This is a genomic window from Faecalicatena faecalis, assembly GCF_012524165.2.
GTDB classification, from domain to species: domain Bacteria; phylum Bacillota; class Clostridia; order Lachnospirales; family Lachnospiraceae; genus Faecalicatena_A; species Faecalicatena_A faecalis.
In genome coordinates this window covers 19,626-37,504 of sequence record NZ_JABACJ020000003.1, presented here as the reverse complement: position 1 = coordinate 37,504, position 17,879 = coordinate 19,626, and the positions used below count along the sequence as shown (strand labels likewise).

14 protein-coding genes are annotated in these 17,879 nt (G+C 45.7%); all 14 read left to right on the top strand.

Going from position 1 to position 17,879, the window contains the following annotated elements; all coding sequences use genetic code 11:
- The first annotated feature begins 18 nt into the window (after positions 1-18).
- Complete coding sequence (locus HGO97_RS04585) at positions 19-861, top strand: L-ribulose-5-phosphate 3-epimerase (RefSeq protein WP_216240253.1); 843 nt, start codon at positions 19-21, stop codon at positions 859-861.
- A 67-nt stretch (positions 862-928) separates the two neighbouring features.
- Positions 929-1,243, top strand: coding sequence for an L-rhamnose mutarotase (gene rhaM / locus HGO97_RS04580; protein WP_216239909.1), 315 nt, complete (start codon positions 929-931; stop codon positions 1,241-1,243).
- A 293-nt stretch (positions 1,244-1,536) separates the two neighbouring features.
- Complete coding sequence (locus HGO97_RS04575) at positions 1,537-2,388, top strand: class II fructose-bisphosphate aldolase (RefSeq protein ID WP_216239908.1); 852 nt, start codon at positions 1,537-1,539, stop codon at positions 2,386-2,388.
- Positions 2,389-2,436: 48 nt separating this feature from the next.
- Positions 2,437-3,441 carry a LacI family DNA-binding transcriptional regulator gene (locus HGO97_RS04570; RefSeq protein WP_216239907.1) on the top strand — a complete coding sequence of 335 codons (1,005 nt, stop codon included), beginning with the start codon at positions 2,437-2,439 and terminating at the stop codon, positions 3,439-3,441.
- 93 nt (positions 3,442-3,534) lie between these two features.
- On the top strand, positions 3,535-5,055 hold the full coding sequence (xylB, locus tag HGO97_RS04565) for a xylulokinase (RefSeq protein ID WP_216239906.1): 1,521 nt from the start codon (positions 3,535-3,537) through the stop codon (positions 5,053-5,055).
- Between the two features lies 1 nt (position 5,056).
- Entirely contained in the window at positions 5,057-6,106 is a 1,050-nt protein-coding gene (locus HGO97_RS04560) for a galactitol-1-phosphate 5-dehydrogenase (RefSeq protein WP_216239905.1), read from the top strand.
- A gap of 11 nt (positions 6,107-6,117) precedes the next feature.
- Positions 6,118-7,050 (top strand): 1-phosphofructokinase, encoded by a 933-nt coding sequence (pfkB, locus tag HGO97_RS04555; protein ID WP_216239904.1) that lies wholly within the window; start codon positions 6,118-6,120, stop codon positions 7,048-7,050.
- A gap of 25 nt (positions 7,051-7,075) precedes the next feature.
- On the top strand, positions 7,076-8,086 hold the full coding sequence (locus tag HGO97_RS04550; protein WP_216239903.1) for an aldo/keto reductase family protein: 1,011 nt from the start codon (positions 7,076-7,078) through the stop codon (positions 8,084-8,086).
- A 314-nt stretch (positions 8,087-8,400) separates the two neighbouring features.
- The gene (locus HGO97_RS04545) at positions 8,401-9,255 is read left to right on the top strand and encodes a MurR/RpiR family transcriptional regulator (RefSeq protein ID WP_246597309.1); all 855 of its coding nucleotides are present in this window, start codon (positions 8,401-8,403) and stop codon (positions 9,253-9,255) included.
- Between the two features lie 106 nt (positions 9,256-9,361).
- A complete protein-coding gene (locus HGO97_RS04540) occupies positions 9,362-11,665 on the top strand; it encodes a glycoside hydrolase family 95 protein (protein ID WP_216239902.1) in 2,304 nt (767 codons plus the stop codon).
- Positions 11,666-11,684: 19 nt separating this feature from the next.
- On the top strand, positions 11,685-13,118 hold the full coding sequence (locus HGO97_RS04535) for a PTS transporter subunit EIIC (RefSeq protein WP_216239901.1): 1,434 nt from the start codon (positions 11,685-11,687) through the stop codon (positions 13,116-13,118).
- 361 nt (positions 13,119-13,479) lie between these two features.
- Positions 13,480-15,084: a response regulator gene (locus HGO97_RS04530; RefSeq protein WP_287841324.1), complete on the top strand. Its 1,605-nt coding sequence runs from the start codon at positions 13,480-13,482 to the stop codon at positions 15,082-15,084.
- 3 nt (positions 15,085-15,087) lie between these two features.
- Positions 15,088-16,875 carry a cache domain-containing sensor histidine kinase gene (locus HGO97_RS04525; RefSeq protein WP_216239897.1) on the top strand — a complete coding sequence of 596 codons (1,788 nt, stop codon included), beginning with the start codon at positions 15,088-15,090 and terminating at the stop codon, positions 16,873-16,875.
- Entirely contained in the window at positions 16,865-17,863 is a 999-nt protein-coding gene (locus tag HGO97_RS04520; RefSeq protein WP_216239895.1) for a substrate-binding domain-containing protein, read from the top strand. The genes HGO97_RS04525 and HGO97_RS04520 overlap by 11 nt, the downstream gene beginning before the upstream one ends.
- Positions 17,864-17,879 lie beyond the last annotated feature (16 nt).

Sequence of the window (17,879 nt, the reverse complement as noted above, 5' to 3'; positions counted from 1 at the left end):
GCAGGGAGAGAGAAGATGATGTCAGAAAAATATACACTTGGTCTTTACGAGAAATCAATGCCAGCCGTATTGACTTGGGAGGAGAAGCTCCTGGCAGCAAAGGAAGCGGGCTTTGATTTCGTAGAGATCAGTATTGATGAGACGGATGAGAAGCTGGCAAGACTGGACATGTCAAAGGAGGAACGGTTGGAGCTGGTACGTCTGATGCAGTCAACACAAGTTCCGATCCGCACCATGTGTCTGAGCGGACACCGCAAATATCCACTGGGCAGCAGCGATCCGGCAGTCTGTACAAGGGGAATGGAGATTATGGAGAAGGCTCTGGTGCTCGCTGACGACCTGGGAATCCGTATCATCCAGCTTGCAGGTTACGATGTGTACTATGAGGATTCTACCTTTGAGACGAAGAAACGTTTCCTTAAGAACTTGAAAAAGGCAGCAGAGATGGCAGCACGTCTTGGTATTATGATGGGCTTTGAAACCATGGAAAATGAATTCATGAATACGGTCGAGAAGGCGATGAAATATGTGACACTGGTAGGCTCCCCTTACTTGAATGTGTACCCGGACCTGGGGAACATCACGAATGCGGCAAAGACCTATCAAAATGATGTGCTGGAAGATTTGGAACTTGGAAGAGGGCACCTTGCGGCAATGCATTTAAAAGAGACTGTCCCGGGTAAATTCAGGGAAATTCCATTTGGAACCGGACATGTTGATTTTGAGAGCGGGGCAGCAAAAGCCTGGGAATTGGGGGTTCGTAAATTCGTGACAGAATTTTGGTATACAGGGAATCCGCAATGGAAAGAGGACCTTTTATTTGCAGGCAAGATGTTTCGAGAAATCCTGGATGCATTTTAAAGGGCTGATTTAGAAGAAAGAAATCCTGAAAAAGATATCATTTATAGAAGCAAAGGAGAGTAAGACGATGGTAAGAAAAAGTTTTAAGATGAAATTATATGAGGGAATGGCAGAAGAATATGAGAAGAGACATAATGCGCTCTGGCCGGAGATGAGAGATATGATTCATGAGTACGGCGGATCTAATTATTCTATTTTCCTTGACACAGAGACAAATGTGCTTTACGGATATATTGAGCTGGAAGATGCAGAAAAATGGGACAAGAGTGCTGATACAGAAATCTGCCGTAAATGGTGGGACTTCATGGCTGATATCATGGAGACAAACCCAGATAACAGCCCGGTATCAATCGATTTGAAACCAGTATTTCACTTAGATTAACAGGAATAAGTGAAAATAGCTTGATGAATTGAGATGCAGCAAAAGGTACATAAGAGGTGCATATAATAGAGTCGTAGACAAACAGTAAAAAGTAGAGATGCTATGCGGAAATAGAAACGCATAGCGTCTTTTTTTATTCGTAGTAATTGCACAAAGTTAAGGTTAGAAATATAGCACATTCTACTAAATTTAGTTTTCATAAAAAGTTCCGATTGACATTTTACAGCAGCAGAGTTATTATAAAACCAGAAAAACCGAAACGTTTCGGTTTCAAAATAAGGAGGATTATACATATGCCATTAGTTACATCAGAACAAATGTTATTAGACGCACAGAAGGGCGGCTATGCAGTAGGTGCTTTTAACGTAGAAAATATGGAGATGGTAAAGGCTGTCATTGCGGCTGCAGAGGAACTTCGAGCACCGGTTATGCTCCAGACTACACCTTCTACCGTAAAGTATGGTACATTGGAGACTTACTTTGGAATCGTAGCAGCAGAAGCCAAGAAGGCAACGGTTCCGGTATGCCTGCACTTAGATCACGGCAGCAGTTTTGAACTGGCAGTACAGGCAATCAAAGCAGGATATACATCTGTTATGATCGACGGTTCCCATGAGAGCTTTGAAGATAACATTGCAGTGAGCAAGAAGGTCGTAGATGTGGCTAAGGCATGTGGAATCCCGGTAGAGGCAGAGCTTGGAAAGGTCGGCGGAAAGGAAGATGACTTGGAGGCAGAAGCGGACACGAACACAGATCCGATGGAAGCAAAAGAATTCGTAGAGCGCACAGGTGTTTCTTCTCTTGCGATCGCGATCGGTACTGCACATGGATTTTATGCCGGAACTCCTGTCTTAGATAAGGAGAGAGTTTCCGAGATTAAGAAGGTAGTATCTGTTCCACTTGTACTTCATGGAGCATCCGGATTAAGTGATGACGATGTCAGAGAATGCGTACAGCGCGGTATGTGTAAGGTGAACTTTGCAACGGAGTTAAGGGTCGCTTATACAGACGCAGGCAAGAAGCTTTTAGCAGAGAAGCCAGAGACATTCGATCCGAAGAAACTCGGTGTTGTGGGAATGGAAGCAGTAAAAGAACTGGTCATGGGACGCATGAAGGTATGTGGATGTGACCACAAAGCAGAATAAAATATCCAAGGGGCGAAACAGCTTCCTTGTGGATATTGGAGGCAGAGCATGGCAGCAACAATCAAGGACATTGCGAAGCAGACCGGACTCGGGCTTGCAACGATTTCTTCTTATTTAAATGGCGGAAACGTCAGGGAGAAAAACAGAGTCAAGATTGAGGCGGCAATCGAAGAGCTTCATTTTGAGGTGAACGAGGTTGCCAGGGGCCTTAAGACAAATAAGACGAAAATTATCGGAATCATCATCCCGGAGCTGAACAACATCTTCTGTGCAGAAATCATCACAGAGGTGGAGGACTTACTTCGCAGCCATGGATATGCGACGATGATCTGTGATTGCCGTACAGATGAGAGGCGGGAAGAAGAAGCAGTCGAATTCCTTCTTCACAGGAGAGTAGATGGATTGATCATCATGCCGTCAGGACGCAGCGGAAAGTATCTGGAAAAGTTTACAAAGGCCGGAAAGCCGGTAGTGCTGATTGACCGAAAGCTTAAGGATATCGACTGTGACAGCGTGCTTGTAGATAATGAGGGAGCAGCAGAGGATGCAGTGAACCGTCTTTTAAAGGCAGGACACACTAGAATCGGAATGATTGCAGGACCAAAAGACATCTACACGGCCCAGGAGCGTTACAGTGGGTATTGCAAGGCGCTTGAACAGGCCGGGATACGACCGGATGCAAAACTTGCTGCATGGGGCAATTATACCATAGAAGGTGGTGCCGATGCGATGAAAGAGCTGGTCAGAGAGAATCCTGATATGACGGCCGTCTTTGTATCCAACTATGAAATGACCATGGGAGCGATTATCCAGATCAATGAATTGGGAATTCGTATTCCAGAGGAGCTTTCCTTTATTGGGTTCGATAATGTGGAGTTCGCAAAGGCGAGTATCCCTAAATTAAGTATCGTGACGCAGCCGACAAAGGAGATTGCCCGCAATGTATCGGAATTGATGCTGGGACGTCTGGAGGAGGCAGAAGAGGCGGAACGAAAAGAGTATGAGACAGTGAGGCTTACGACAAGCTTTGTGGAAGGCCGGTCGGTACTTTAACCTCGTCAGGGAAGCAGTGAAGCGGATTTAGAGTATCCGTTTTGAAGGATAGAAGAATCAATTACCGCTGTAAGGGCGGTGTGGAGGTTCATAATGAAGCAGTATTTATTAGGAATAGATATAGGAACAAGCGCATGTAAGATCGCTGTGTTCAACAGAGAGGGAAAAGTGATTGCCACTGCGAACGGCGATTATCCTGTCTACTATCCGAAGCAGGGGTGGGCAGAGCAGAATCCAGAGGAGTGGTGGAGTGCAGTCTGCGGCGCAGTCAAAGAGGTTCTTTCAAAGGGCGGTATTGCCCCGAAGGACATCGCAGGTGTAGGAATCGATGGGCAGAGCTGGTCTGCAATTGCGGTCGACAAGGACGGCCGGGTATTGACAAATACACCGATCTGGATGGATACAAGGGCGGCAGATATCTGTGAAGAACTGAATGAAAGAATTGGATCAGATGAGATTTTCAAACTTTCAGGTAATTCCCTGCAGCCATCTTATACAACGGCGAAGATCATCTGGTATCAGAGAAATATGCCAGAGGTATATGCAGATACATATAAGATCCTCCAGTCCAACAGCTATATTGCATATAAGCTGACTGGGGAGATGACACAGGATCTATCCCAGGGATACGGCCTGCATTGCTTTAATATGCATACCGGTACATGGGATGAAGATATGTGTGAGGCACTTGGGATTCCGATGCATCTCCTCCCGGAGATTCATCCGTGTCACGAAGTGATCGGAACAGTGAATGGAAAAGCAGCAGAGGAGTGCGGACTTGCAATTGGCACCCCTGTCGTAGCCGGAGGACTGGATGCAGCATGCGGCACATTGGGCGCAGGAGTCATCCATCCGGGCGAGACTCAGGAACAGGGCGGTCAGGCAGGAGGCATGAGCATCTGTACAGACCAGTATATTGCGGATGAAAGACTCATTCTGGGCTATCATGTTGTACCGGGACAATGGCTCTTACAGGGCGGTACCACCGGAGGCGGAGGTGTCATGAGATGGTTGGAGCAGCAATTCGGTGATTACGAGAGGGAAGAAGGAAAAAGACAGGGACGAAGCTCCTTAGATCTTTTCAATGAGATGGCAGAAAAGGTGACACCGGGCAGTGATGGTGTGGTATTCCTTCCTTATATGTCTGGAGAGCGCTCTCCGATTTGGGACCCAGATGCAAAAGGGGTCTATTATGGGCTGGATTTCAGTAAGACAAAGGCTCATTTTATCCGGTCATCCATGGAAGGGGTCGCATATGCATTAAAGCACAATCTGGATGTGGCAAAGGAAGCAGGGGCAGAGGTCAGTGTGCTGCGCGCCATGGGAGGCTCCGCTAATTCTCTGCTTTGGACCCAGATCAAATCCGATATCACAGGAAAGCCCATCATTGTGCCATCATCTGACACGGCAACGACTCTGGGAGCTGTGATTCTGGCTGGTGTTGGTGTGGGCATGTATGAAAGCTTTGAGGAAGCAGTCGCACTGACTGTAAAGGAGAAGCGTTCCCATGAACCAAATGTAGAAAATGCAGATGTTTATCAGAAGAATTATGAGGTTTATCTGGAACTTTATCGTAACTTAAAAGAAACAATGAAAAAAACAGGAGGCAGGTAAGATGAAAGCAGCAGTTGTATGTGCAAACGAGGATGTTCAGTATCTCGACTATGAGGAGCCTAAGGCTGGACCGGGCGAAGTCAAAGTAAAGGTGAAGGCTTCCGGAATCTGTGGTTCTGATATCCCGAGAGTGCTCCACAACGGAGTGCACTTCTACCCGATCGTTCTGGGACACGAGTTCTCAGGTGATGTGGTAGAAGTAGGGGAAGGTGTAACAAAGGTAAAAGTAGGAGACCGAGTGTCAGGAGCGCCGCTTCTTCCATGCATGAAATGTGATGACTGCCAGAATGGTAACTTTTCACTCTGCAAGCACTACAGCTTCATCGGCTCCAGACAGCAGGGAAGCAATGCAGATTATGTGGTAGTACCGGAGCAGAATGCGGTTGTCTTCGATAAGAGCATTTCCTATGAGCAGGGAGCCATGTTCGAGCCATCTACAGTTGCACTTCACGGCCTTCTCCAGAATGATTATCAGGGCGGCCAGTATGTGGCGATCCTGGGCGGCGGAACCATCGGTATGTTCACGATGCAGTGGGCAAAAATCTTCGGTTCCAAGAAGGTAGTCGTATTCGATATCAGCGAGGAAAGACTGGAACTTGCCAAACGTCTCGGCGCTGATGAGGTAATTAACACAACAAAAGAGAACTTCATGGAAGAGGCGATGGCAATTACAGACGGCAAAGGCTATGCATATGTCTATGAGACAGCAGGACAGGCACCGACCATGTATATGGCATTCGAACTGGCAGCCAACAAGGCTCATGTATGCTTCATCGGAACCCCTCATGTGGATCTGACATTCACACCAAAGATGTGGGAAAATATGAACCGTAAGGAATTCAAGCTGACAGGCTCCTGGATGTCATACAGCTCTCCGTTCCCAGGAAAAGAGTGGGAACTGACTGCACATTATTTTGCAACAGGACAGTTAAAATTCGATCCGGGCTTCATCTATAAGAAGGTACCGATGAGCCAGGCACAGGAAGCGTTCCAGATGTTTAAGACACCAGGACTTGTCAAAGGAAAAGTTCTGCTGGTAAATGAAGATTAGGAGGCATTTCCATGATTTTAACAGTAACCTTAAATGCAGCAATCGATAAACGGTATGTGGTAGAGGGATTTCAGATCGGAGAAGTGAACCGCGTGAAGGAATGTGCCTACACACCAGGCGGCAAGGGCTTAAATGTATCCAAGCCTGCAGCAATCGCAGGCGCAGAAGTGGTGGCCACTGGATTTGTGGGGGGACACGCAGGTAATTATATAGAAGCTTCTCTGAAACCATTTCATGTGGAGAGTGCATTCTACCACCTGGAAGCAGAGAGCCGTTCCTGTATCAATATCTGGGATGAGGTAAACAAAGTACAAACTGAATTTTTGGAGCCGGGATTTACGGTGACAGAAGAGGACTTTCAGGGATTTATTGAAAAGTTCAAAGGTCTGGTGGAAAAGGCAGATGTAGTAGCGATGTCAGGAAGTGTTCCAAAGGGACTGGATGGAACTGCTTACCAGAGACTTGTAAAGATCGTAAAGGATGCAGGTAAAAAGGTCATTCTGGATACGAGTGGAAAACTGCTCGAAATGGGAATTGAAGCCTGCCCTACTATGATCAAACCGAATATAGATGAGATCCGTATGCTCACAGGAAAAAACTGTGATGATATGAATGATATGATAGAAGCCGCAAAGGAAATTCATAGACGCGGTGTAGAAATCGTAGCAGTTTCCCTTGGCGGGGACGGTTCCTTTGTTGTATGTGACCAGGGAATCTACCAGGCGAAGGTGCCGAAGATCGATGCGGTCAATACGGTCGGATGTGGAGATTCTATGATCGCAGGATTTGCTCTGGGCTTAAGTGAAGGCCTGAGCATTGAGGGAATCCTGCGCAAGGCAAGTGCTATTTCAGCGGCAGCGGCTTTGAGAGAAGAGACTGGATTTTTTGTGAAGGAAGATATGGAAAGAATCTTCCCTGAAATTGAGATCCTGAAATTAAAATAATAAAAAAAGAAAAGGAGATATGAAGATGGGCGAATTTATTAACCCGGCAGATGTGCCAAAAGTAAAACTTTACACAGGAGAAGAAGTGCCATGTGTAGGTATGGGAACCTTCGGTTCTGACAGATTTACAGCAGAGGAGGTATCTAATGCAGTAGCAGGAGCAATCCGCTGTGGATACCGTATGTTCGACTGTGCAGCATGTTATGGAAATGAGGACCAGATCGGTGAAGTCTTCAAGGCTGCATTTGACGAGGGCGTTGTAGAGCGTAAAGAGCTTTACATCATGACAAAGGTATGGAATGATATGCACGAAAGAGTAGAAGAATCCTGTAGAAAGAGCATTGCTGATTTACAGTGCGATTATATCGATCTGTTCTTCATCCACTGGCCTTTCCCGAACTACCATGCACCAGGATGTGATGTAGATTCCCGCAACCCTGATTCCAAACCGTTCAGTGTGGAAGAATTCATGAGTACATACAGACAGTGTGAAGAATTAGTAGAAAAAGGACTGATCCGTCATATCGGTATTTCTAATATGACAATCCCGAAACTGGAGGCTGTCCTGCCATTGATGAAGATCAAACCAGTTGCTTGTGAGATGGAGCTTCATGTATGCTTCCAGCAGCAGGAATTATACGATTATCTTGTGTCAAAAGAGATTCAGCCAATCGGCTTCATGCCTTTAGGATCTCCACAGAGACCGGAGAGAGATATGTGTCCAGAGGATGTAGCTGACTTACAGACACCTGAAATGCAGGAAATCGCAAAAGCACACGGTGTACATCCGGCATTGATCGCACTGAAATGGGCTCATCAGAGAGGTCAGATTCCGATTCCATTCTCAGTACGTGAGCCAGAATACGTAAGCAACCTGAAATGTCTGACAGAAGATCCGCTGACAGACGAAGAGATGGCTAAGATCGCAACACTGGAGAGAAATAACAGACTTGTCAAAGGACAGGTGTTCCTCTGGGAAGGGGCAGAAGACTGGCATGATCTCTGGGATGAAGATGGCGTGATTGTGACACTGTAAGTGGCGCCGTACACGATCCTGAGTGGGACTTCCCCGGGTATGGTAAATATCTTCTTAAATGTCAGGCCACTTGTTAAGAGGCTGTAAAAGAAAAAGAGAGAAAAACTGAGGCACTGACCTCGGTTTTTCTCTTTTTCTTTTACAGCCTTTTAACTCATTCTAAGACATTAGAGAAAACATGTGCCGTACATGGGGAATCCCCGCGCAGTATCACGTACAGCTAGGCGCAGCAGGTCCAAAGGCTGGAGGGTTGGATTGGAGCAGTAATTGTGATATGATATAGAGAAATAATGGCTGCAGAATAAGGTATCAAAATGGCGGGAAAGGTGGGCTGTACCATGCATATTTTATACCAGCGTCTGGCGACTCTGATCAATGGGGAAGATCCCGATACGACGGAGTATCATATTGCCAGTGTAATGACAGAGAATATCGATCATATTGTCGAGTATTCCATCGGAGAGACAGCAAAGCTCTGTAATGTATCCAAATCGACGATTTCTAAATTTGTCAGGAGCCTGGGATTTGAAGATTATACAGATTTCAAGTGGGCGGCAATGGGGGAACAGAAAAAGGAGATATATACCAGGGATGGCAGTACGATCAATATTACGGATTTCATCTGCCAGAATGGCGTGAATACTTATATTGATGTGCTGACAAGGGATATCTGGCATCTGTTTGAGGCTGCTGATTTCAGGAAGATCGATGCTTTGGTGAGGGACATCCATGAATATAAAAGGATTGCGGCGTTTGGAGAAGTATATTCGGAGACGGCAGCTTTGAATCTTCAGTATAAGATGTCGCTCTACAGGAAGTTTGTCTATACGACGATTGACGACATGAAGCAGACACAGTATATCCGGAATGCAGACAAAGATACACTGCTGGTCATTTTTTCCAATACAGGGAGATACATCAGTATGTATACAAGACTGGAGGGCTGCCCCAGGAAAAAGTGTTTTGATGAGACCAAGGCAAAGGTTATCCTCATTACCTCGAACTGGGAAATGGCGGGAGATAAAAGGGTAGATGACTGTCTGTTTCTGGAATATTCGGATAAGGTACAGAACCATCCAATCCTATATCAGCTTTTGATTGAACAGATTGCGCTGAGATATCAGCAGATTTATGGTTTCCCACAGGAGACAATTGAAAAAAATAAATGAGAAGAGAGATTTCTGAGTGAGTTTCCAATATGCGAACTTTTCAGGAATCTCTTTTTTTCCTGCTATAATACCAATATCAACAAAAACAAAGGAGGAGAGGATGAGGATGAGCAGAATGTGGTTCCAAAAGGAAGCAGAAAATTGGAATGAAGCACTTCCGATCGGAAATGGATTTCTGGGCGCTATGGTTTTTGGCGGTACTTCATTGGAAAGAATTCAGATTAATGAAGATTCTGTCTGGTCCGGAGGATTCATGGACAGGATCAATCCGGATGCAAAGCCGAATCTGGACAGGATCAGAAAGCTTTTGGCAGACGGGAATGTCCGGGAAGCAGAAAAGCTGGCAGCCAGGAGTATGTATGCAACGTATCCGCATATGCGGCATTATCAAACCCTGGGTGATGTCTGGATCGAATTTACGGATATGCAGGGTGGACATCGGCTGGAATACACAAAAGAGCATTTTCCGGTCGTGATCACCGAAAAGAAAGAGGTTCAGGAATATCAAAGATTTCTTGACCTGGAGACTGCTGTTGGAGGACTGTCTTACCGATACGGAGACGGCGGGCACAGGAGGGAATATTTTTCGTCCTATCCTGCAGAAACGATTGTTTATCAAATCCAGGCAGAGGGACAAAGCAGGCTGAATTTTGAGGTTTCTGCAACAAGGAAGGATAACCGAAGCGGACGTGGATCTTCATATTGTGACGGGGTCCGCACACTGGAAGGCAGAACGATCAGTCTGCATGGCTGGCAGGGAGGCCGGGATGGAATCGGTTTTGAGATGGCCATCCGTGTGGAGTCCAAGGGCGGCAGTCAATACAGCATGGGCAGCCGTATCATTGTGGAAGGGGCAGAAAAGGCGGTACTCTATATTACTGGAAGGACCACATACCGAAGTGAGGATCCACATGAGTGGTGTATGAAGACCTTGTCGCGTGTATGCGAAAAGGAGACAGAAGAGCTTAAGCAGGAACATATATGTGATTATCAGAAATATTTCCAGACAAGCAGGCTCTTTTTAAAAGCCGGAGAGGAGCAGAATCGTTTTCCGATTCCCGAGCGTTTGAAACGGATGCGGGAGGGCGGTACGGACATTGGTCTTGTGAATATTTACTATGATTTTGCCAGGTATCTTCTGATCAGTTCCAGCAGAGAGCACAGTCTTCCGGCGAATCTGCAGGGGATCTGGAATGAAGAATTTGAACCTGCCTGGGGCTCCAAGTATACGATCAATATTAATATTGAGATGAATTACTGGCTGGCGGAAAAAACGGGACTTTCCAGTCTGCATATGCCACTCCTTGAGCATCTGAGGAACATGCATGAGCATGGGAAAGAAACAGCACAGAAAATGTATGGTGCAAGAGGCTTCTGTTGTCATCATAATACAGACATATGGGGAGATTGTGCACCTCAGGACAATCATACCTCGGCAACCATATGGCCAATGGGCGGAGCATGGCTGTGCCTGCATCTGATCGAGCATTACCAGTATACAAAGGATGAAGCATTCATCCGGGAATATTTTGATATCTTAAGAGACAGTATTTTATTTTTCCTGGATTATATGGTGCAGGATGAAGAAGGTTACTGGATCACCGGACCATCCAGCTCGCCGGAAAATATTTATCTCAATGACAAGGATGAATTTGGCTGTCTATGCATGGGGCCCACAATGGATATCGAGATTCTTCATGAGCTATTCAGCGGTTTTATTCAGATCGCAAAAGAGCTTGATATGGATGAGGAACTTCTAAAAGAAGCAGAAGAACGTCTGAATTCGCTGCCGCCTTTAAAAATCGGCAGGAACGGACAGATTCAGGAATGGCGGACTGATTACGAAGAAATAGACAGAGGGCACCGGCATATTTCTCAGTTATTTGCACTTTATCCCGGCAGTCAGATCAGAGTGGACAAGACACCACAGCTTGCAAAGGCAGCTGCGCGCACTTTGGAGAGAAGGTTAGAATCTGGCGGCGGACATACGGGATGGAGCAAGGCCTGGATTATTTTGTTCTATGCACGTCTTCAGATGGGGGAAGAGTCCTGGCAGAATTTAAGGGAGCTTTTGGAAAATGCCACATTGGATAACCTGTTTGATAATCATCCTCCGTTCCAGATCGATGGGAATTTTGGCGGGGCTGCAGGAATCCTGGAAATGCTGGTTCAGGACTTTAACGATGAGGTCTGTCTGCTGCCTGCACTGTCGGATGAATTGTGTGAAGGAAGAGTGACCGGGATCCATTTAAAGAGTGGATGCATCGTGGACTTTGAATGGGCAGGGAAGAAAATAGAAAATATAAGGCTTCATGGTCTTCAAAATGGTCAGGTTAGGTTTATAGAAAAAGACAGAAAACCTGTGGAAATAAGTTTTCAGGAAAATGAGGATAAAATCATAAAGTTTTAGAGGAAGGGTGGAAAAAAGAATGAAGTACGAAATGATGATCCGTGAAATTATAGAAAAAATTGGCGGAAAAGAAAATATTATCAGCGCTTATCACTGTGCAACAAGGCTGCGTTTCAAACTGAAGGATGAATCGAGGGCCGATGAAGCGGGAATCAAAGGGGTTGAAGGTGTGCTTTCAGTAATCAAGGGCGGCGGACAATTCCAGGTGGTCATTGGACAGCATGTGGGCGATGTATATAAAGAGATGAATACACTATACAATCTGAACGGCGAAAACACAGAATTAAAGGATGCAAAAGAATTTAAAGAAGGGATGAAGGATAAAAAGGTGAGCAGCCGTCTTCTGGATACGATTTCCGGAGTATTTACCCCTGTCTTGGGAATGTTGATGGCGACAGGTGTGATTAAAGGCGTTCTTGCGCTGCTTACAGCAACAGGAATCCTGAATTCAGCCGATGGAACTTATCAGATTCTGAACATTGTGGCAGACAGCTTTTTCAACTTCCTGCCATTATTCCTTGGATATACGGCAATGAAGAAGTTTGGAGGAACACCGTTCCTCGGCGTTGCGATCGGAGCCTCCCTTGTTTATCCGTCCATCGCTGTGATAATGGCCGGAGAACCACTTTTCAATGTATTCAGTGGGACGATTTTTGAATCACCGGTGTATGTCACCTTTTTAGGTATTCCGGTTATACTGATGAATTATGCGGGGTCTGTCATTCCGGTGATCATTATCTGTTATTTTGCGGCAAAGGTAGAAATGTTTTTTGCGAAAAGGGTCAAAGACCTGCTGCGTTCGTTCCTGGTGCCGGCCCTGACTCTGATTATCAGTGTGATCTTAGGGCTGCTTATCATTGGACCTGTAGTAAGCTTTATCAGTAATTTACTGGGGGCGGGAGTTTCTGCGCTGTTTGAATTAAATGCGACCATTGCAGGATTTTTATACGGCGCATTGATTCAGGTATGTGTAATGTTTGGTGTGCATTGGGGATTTGTTGCGATTTCAATCAATAACCTGGCTACACTGGGATTCGATCCGGTTACCATTGCAGGACTTGCATCTGCATTTGGACAGGCGGGCGTTGTATTAGTCATCATGCTGAAAACAAGGAATAAAAAACTGAAATCTACCTGCGGGCCTGCACTGATCTCATCGATGTTCGGAATTACAGAACCTTGTGTATATGGTGTAACCCTGCAGTATAAAAAGTCCTTCCTGCTTGCATGTATTGCCTCCGGGTTCGGCGGTGCGATCATAGGCGCGGCAGGTGTAAAACAGTATATTTATGGTGTAAACGGTGTATTTGGCTGGCTGCAGACGATCAATCCGGCAATCGGTTTTGATGCCACAACCGCTGCGGCAATCATAGCATGCGTAGTCAGCTTCGCAGCGGCGGTGATCCTGATGATGATTTTTGGAAAGGATGTTATTCAGGATACAAATAGATAAATGCAGTAAGAGAGGCTGTGCCTGCTGTTGGAAGCGGGATCAGCAGGAGTTATTTGGAAGAAGAATCCGGGAGAGATCCGGCTTCTTCTTTTTTTTGTATAGAACGATCTTCTTTAGAGGGCAGGTTTTTATTTTGGGTTTTTTATTTTGTTAAGAAAACTTCTTTCCCTATTTTCCAGCTTGTTGTATACTGTTATTATATTCAGAAACATACTACAATTTATAACCGCAGGCAGTGATATCCCTGCCTGCGGTTGTTATATCTTCCACATAGGGGGGATCATAATACATGCCCTGCGGGCGGGGCCGCAGCAGATGCGGGATTAGGAAAATGAATTTGTTTACACGGGAGGAAAGCACAGTGTACAAGGTTTTACTGGTAGATGATGAGATTTTGGTGCGTGAGGCCATCAGCGCTAAGATTGAATGGAACAAGCTTGGATTTGAGCTGGCAAAAGACTGTGAGAACGGGAAGGATGCGATCGAGTTCATGGAAAAGAACCAGGTCGATGTTGTACTTACAGATATCTGTATGCCATACATAGACGGCATGGGACTGAGTAAGTATGTATATGAGAACTTCCCTCAGACCACGATTATTATTTTTAGCGGATATAGTGATTTTGAATATGCAAAACAGGCGATCCAGTATAAGGTCGCAGAGTATATCTTAAAGCCGGTGACGGCAAGGGAGTTGTCAGAGGTTCTGTCCAGGATCAAGGAGAAGCTGGATAGTGAAAGACAGCAGGAGCAGAAGATTGATGAATTGACGAAGGTATATCACAGCTATACGAAGAATGAAGCGCTGATCATCTCAAGGACTCTGTCCCGTCTGGTCAAGGGGACCCAGGAAGTGGAGACAAGTTTAAAGGAATTGGAGGAGTTCGGGATATCTGTGGAGAGCAGTGCCTATCGGGTGGCTGCTGTAGATATTGATGTATATTCTGACCTGTATGAGGTGGAGGATGAACTGAAAAAGGAAAGTGCTCTGATGTCCTTTGTTGTGGAGAATATTTCCAGTGAGATCGTGAATAACCATGGGGCCGGGCTGGCTTACAGGGATTCTGACAACAGGGTGTGCATCCTGTTCCTGACGAATAAACCGAAAGAGTTTACAGAGGAGGCAGTGAAGATCTGCCGGGAGATCAAGCAGACGGTGTATGATACAATGAAGCTGAGCATTTCTATGGGAATCGGGAGATATGTACATTCCCTGGATGAGCTTTACAAGTCCTATGATTCTGCCGCAGAGTTCTTGAAATACCGCTATACAAAAGGCTGTGGAGTCATTTTTGATTGTGAGAAGGAGATCGTGTCGGGCAATCCAATGGAGCTGGAACAGGATTTTAAGGACCTTGCCTCTGCGGTACGTGGGAGTGATAGGAAAGCGTTAATGGATACCATCGACCATATTGAGGGGTGGATGAGAAATGGATATGTAAGCAGGAACAAGTGTGTCGCCTATCTTCACCAGGTCTTGCGTATTATTTATGAGACGGTACAGGAGACAGAAGAGAGCTTTCAGTTAAAGGATTCTGATATTTCTAATATTACGGATGCCAGGAGTCTGCAGAAGGCAGTTGCCCTGATTCGGGATTATGCGTCACGGGGCCTGGAGGCGGCCATGGCAGCCGGGCAGTCCAGTGGAGAGCGCCAGGCGGTGATGGCGGTGGATTATCTCAAAGAAAATTATAGCAATCCAGATTTGAGTCTGAACCACATCTGCGAATATTTGAATATCAGTACAAGCAGGTTCAGCAGTATTTTTAAGGAGACTACCGGTAAGACATTTACTGAAGTCCTGACGAATATCAGGATGGAGAGGGCAAAGCAGCTTCTTAGGCAGACGAGCCTTAAGAATTATGAGATCGCTGAGAAGGTCGGATTCAGTGACCCGCACTATTTCAGTATTGCATTTAAGAAGATGACGGGAAAGACACCAAAGGAGTATGCAAGAGAGAAGTAAGCTATGAAAAGAAAAGAAGAAAACAGGACGATTTTCAGCAGATTCAAAAGTATCCAGAGTACTATGATGGTTTCATTTTCCGTACTGATGGTGATTGCTGTACTTATTTTCCTGTTCATCGCATTGAACTATACGAGTAACTCGATTTATGAGAACTCCGTCAATTATACATCGCAGATCATCAAACAGGTGAATTATGATATTGATTCCTACGTAAAGTATTTGGAGAATATTTCATATATTGTCTCTACGAGCAGTGACGTATCCAATTATCTGTATAATGAGAATCAGACAGAGAAGGAGCGGGAAGAGGAAGAGAAGAGAATCTTGTCCCAGTTCAAGACGATTCTGGACAGCCGCAGCGATATATATAATATTGCCGTTGTGGCAAACAACGGGCGCAGCGTCCTGAATGACGGCCATGATGAGTTCACAGAGTATATCAATATCAAAGAACAGGACTGGTATAATGCTGCACTTACTGCCAAGGACGGGACGGCCATCTCCTCGTCCCATGTCCAGAATTCTATTAAGAGCAGCTATAAATGGGTCATTACTTTGAGCAAGGCTTTGGTCAATTACAATACAGGAAAGCAGGACGGGGTGTTTTTTGTAGACCTGAACTATACGGCGATCAGTGAATTGTGCAGTAATAACAGCATTGGTAATAAGGGGTATATCTTTATTCTGGATGAGGACGGCAATATCATCTATCATCCCAAACAGCAGTTGATGTACAGTGGTCTGATCACGGAAAAAATCGATGAGATCATGGCAGCGGATACGGACTATTTGAATACGGGAGACAAGATCTATACGATTTCAAAGTCTGACAAGACCGGGTGGACGGTAGTAGGTGCTGCCAATACCTCGGAGCTTCTCAAGAATAATAAGCAGGCCCAGATGATGTATCTGCTGGTGGCAGCAGTCCTGCTTTTAGGAGTACTGGTGATTTCTAATATCATTTCCCGTGAAATTACAAGGCCCATCCGCCAGCTTCGGGATTCTATGAGCATGGTCGAGGAAGGTAAATTTGACAAGGCTAATGTAGCGGTCACAGCAGAGAATGAGATCGGAAGCCTCAGTAAATCGTTTAATGTCATGACAGAGCGTATCCACACATTGATGGAACAGAATGTATATGAACAAAAGCAGAAGCGAAAGAATGAAATGAGGGCTCTCCAGGCCCAGATCAATCCGCATTTCCTATATAATACTCTGGACTCCATTATTTGGATGTCAGAGGCAGGACAGAATGAGGACGTCGTACTGATGACATCGGCCCTGGCTAAGCTGCTTCGGCAGAGCATCAGCAATGATAAAGAGCAGGTCACTCTGGCTGAAGAAATTGATTATGTACGCAGTTATCTTACGATTCAGAAGATGCGGTATAAGGACAAGCTGGAGTATTCCATTGAGGTAGCACCGGAGATCAGAAATGTGATGATTATTAAGTTCGCTCTGCAGCCTCTTGTGGAAAATGCGATCTATCATGGCTTGAAATATAAGGAGACCAAGGGGAATCTGAATATCAGAGGGTATGAGCGCGGCAGTAAAGTCTGTATAACGGTTGCAGATGACGGCGTGGGCATGGATAATGAGGCATTAGAGCATATTTTTGACGAGTCAAAAAAGGAGCACAAATCAAATGGTGTAGGAGTGCCAAATGTACAGAAGCGGCTGCAGCTTTATTATGGCTCTGAGTACGGTATCACCTATATCAGCAGGAAGGGGGTAGGGACAGTGGCGACTGTTACAGTGCCGCTGAAGAGCCGGACAGATGAAGAGTAGAACGTTAAGTAAAAAGAGGATGACAGGGATTTTCCTGTTCATTATCATCACCGCAATTCTATTGGTCGTGTATGGGATGTTCGATGCGAAGAATCGGGAGCAGAAGGTATATAAAGTCATTCTGATTCCTAAGACGATCGACAGCACCAACGGGTTCTGGACGTCCCTGATCTCCGGGGCTGAATTGGGGGCAGAAGAGTTCAATATGGAGATAGAGGTATTGGGTGGTAAGTCGGAGGAGGATATCCAGGGACAGATTGCCTGTATTGAGGAGAGCATAGAGAAAAGGCCGGATGTGATCCTAGCAGCACCTTGCAGCTATTCGGAGACGAGTGAGGCTCTGCAGAAGGTGGTTGATAGTGGAATCCGGCTGGTCCTGATTGATTCTGTGATCGACCGGGATATTGCGTCCAGTGTTGTGGCAACGGATAATTCCCGGGGAGGGAAGGAACTTGGGGAGTATGCGAGGTCATTGATTGATAAAGATACACCTATTGGAATCGTGGCCCATGTGAAGGGGTCTTCTACCGCAATCGAACGGGAAAAGGGCATGCGGGAAGGATTGGGACAATATGAATCCCAGGTGAAGGATGTTGTGTTCTGCGATTCTTCTTATGATAAGGCGTATAAAGAAACTTTAGAGATGCTTGCACGCTATCCTGATATCGGAATGATCATGGGCACGAATGAATATGGTGCAGTCGGAGCAGCCCGGGCTGTCAAGGAATCAGGACTGGCAGGTAAGGTCAAGGTCGTCGGATTCGACAGCTCAGTGGAGGAAATCCAGCTTTTAGAGGAAGGCGTTTTCCAGGGCATCATCATTCAAAAGCCATTTAATATGGGGTATCTTGGAATAGAACAGGCCGCCAATATCATGACTGGAAAAAGAGTGGAGAAAAATCTGGACTCTGGATGTAAACTGATCAACCGCAATAACATGTATGAAGAGGAGAACCAAAGGCTTCTCTATCCATTGACAGGACAATAGCAGACAAAAAAAGGTT

Excerpts from the sequence above, each read along its gene's own strand:
- HGO97_RS04560 (WP_216239905.1), top strand. The coding sequence starts at position 5,057 with ATGAAAGCAGCAGTTGTATGTGCAAACGAGGATGTTCAGTATCTCGAC.
- HGO97_RS04540 (WP_216239902.1), top strand. The coding sequence starts at position 9,362 with ATGAGCAGAATGTGGTTCCAAAAGGAAGCAGAAAATTGGAATGAAGCA.
- HGO97_RS04525 (WP_216239897.1), top strand. The coding sequence starts at position 15,088 with ATGAAAAGAAAAGAAGAAAACAGGACGATTTTCAGCAGATTCAAAAGT.
- HGO97_RS04545 (WP_246597309.1), top strand. The coding sequence starts at position 8,401 with ATGGCGGGAAAGGTGGGCTGTACCATGCATATTTTATACCAGCGTCTG.
- HGO97_RS04550 (WP_216239903.1), top strand. The coding sequence starts at position 7,076 with ATGGGCGAATTTATTAACCCGGCAGATGTGCCAAAAGTAAAACTTTAC.
- rhaM (WP_216239909.1), top strand. The coding sequence starts at position 929 with ATGGTAAGAAAAAGTTTTAAGATGAAATTATATGAGGGAATGGCAGAA.
- HGO97_RS04585 (WP_216240253.1), top strand. The coding sequence starts at position 19 with ATGTCAGAAAAATATACACTTGGTCTTTACGAGAAATCAATGCCAGCC.
- HGO97_RS04535 (WP_216239901.1), top strand. The coding sequence starts at position 11,685 with ATGAAGTACGAAATGATGATCCGTGAAATTATAGAAAAAATTGGCGGA.
- HGO97_RS04570 (WP_216239907.1), top strand. The coding sequence starts at position 2,437 with ATGGCAGCAACAATCAAGGACATTGCGAAGCAGACCGGACTCGGGCTT.
- HGO97_RS04520 (WP_216239895.1), top strand. The coding sequence starts at position 16,865 with ATGAAGAGTAGAACGTTAAGTAAAAAGAGGATGACAGGGATTTTCCTG.
- pfkB (WP_216239904.1), top strand. The coding sequence starts at position 6,118 with ATGATTTTAACAGTAACCTTAAATGCAGCAATCGATAAACGGTATGTG.
- HGO97_RS04575 (WP_216239908.1), top strand. The coding sequence starts at position 1,537 with ATGCCATTAGTTACATCAGAACAAATGTTATTAGACGCACAGAAGGGC.
- xylB (WP_216239906.1), top strand. The coding sequence starts at position 3,535 with ATGAAGCAGTATTTATTAGGAATAGATATAGGAACAAGCGCATGTAAG.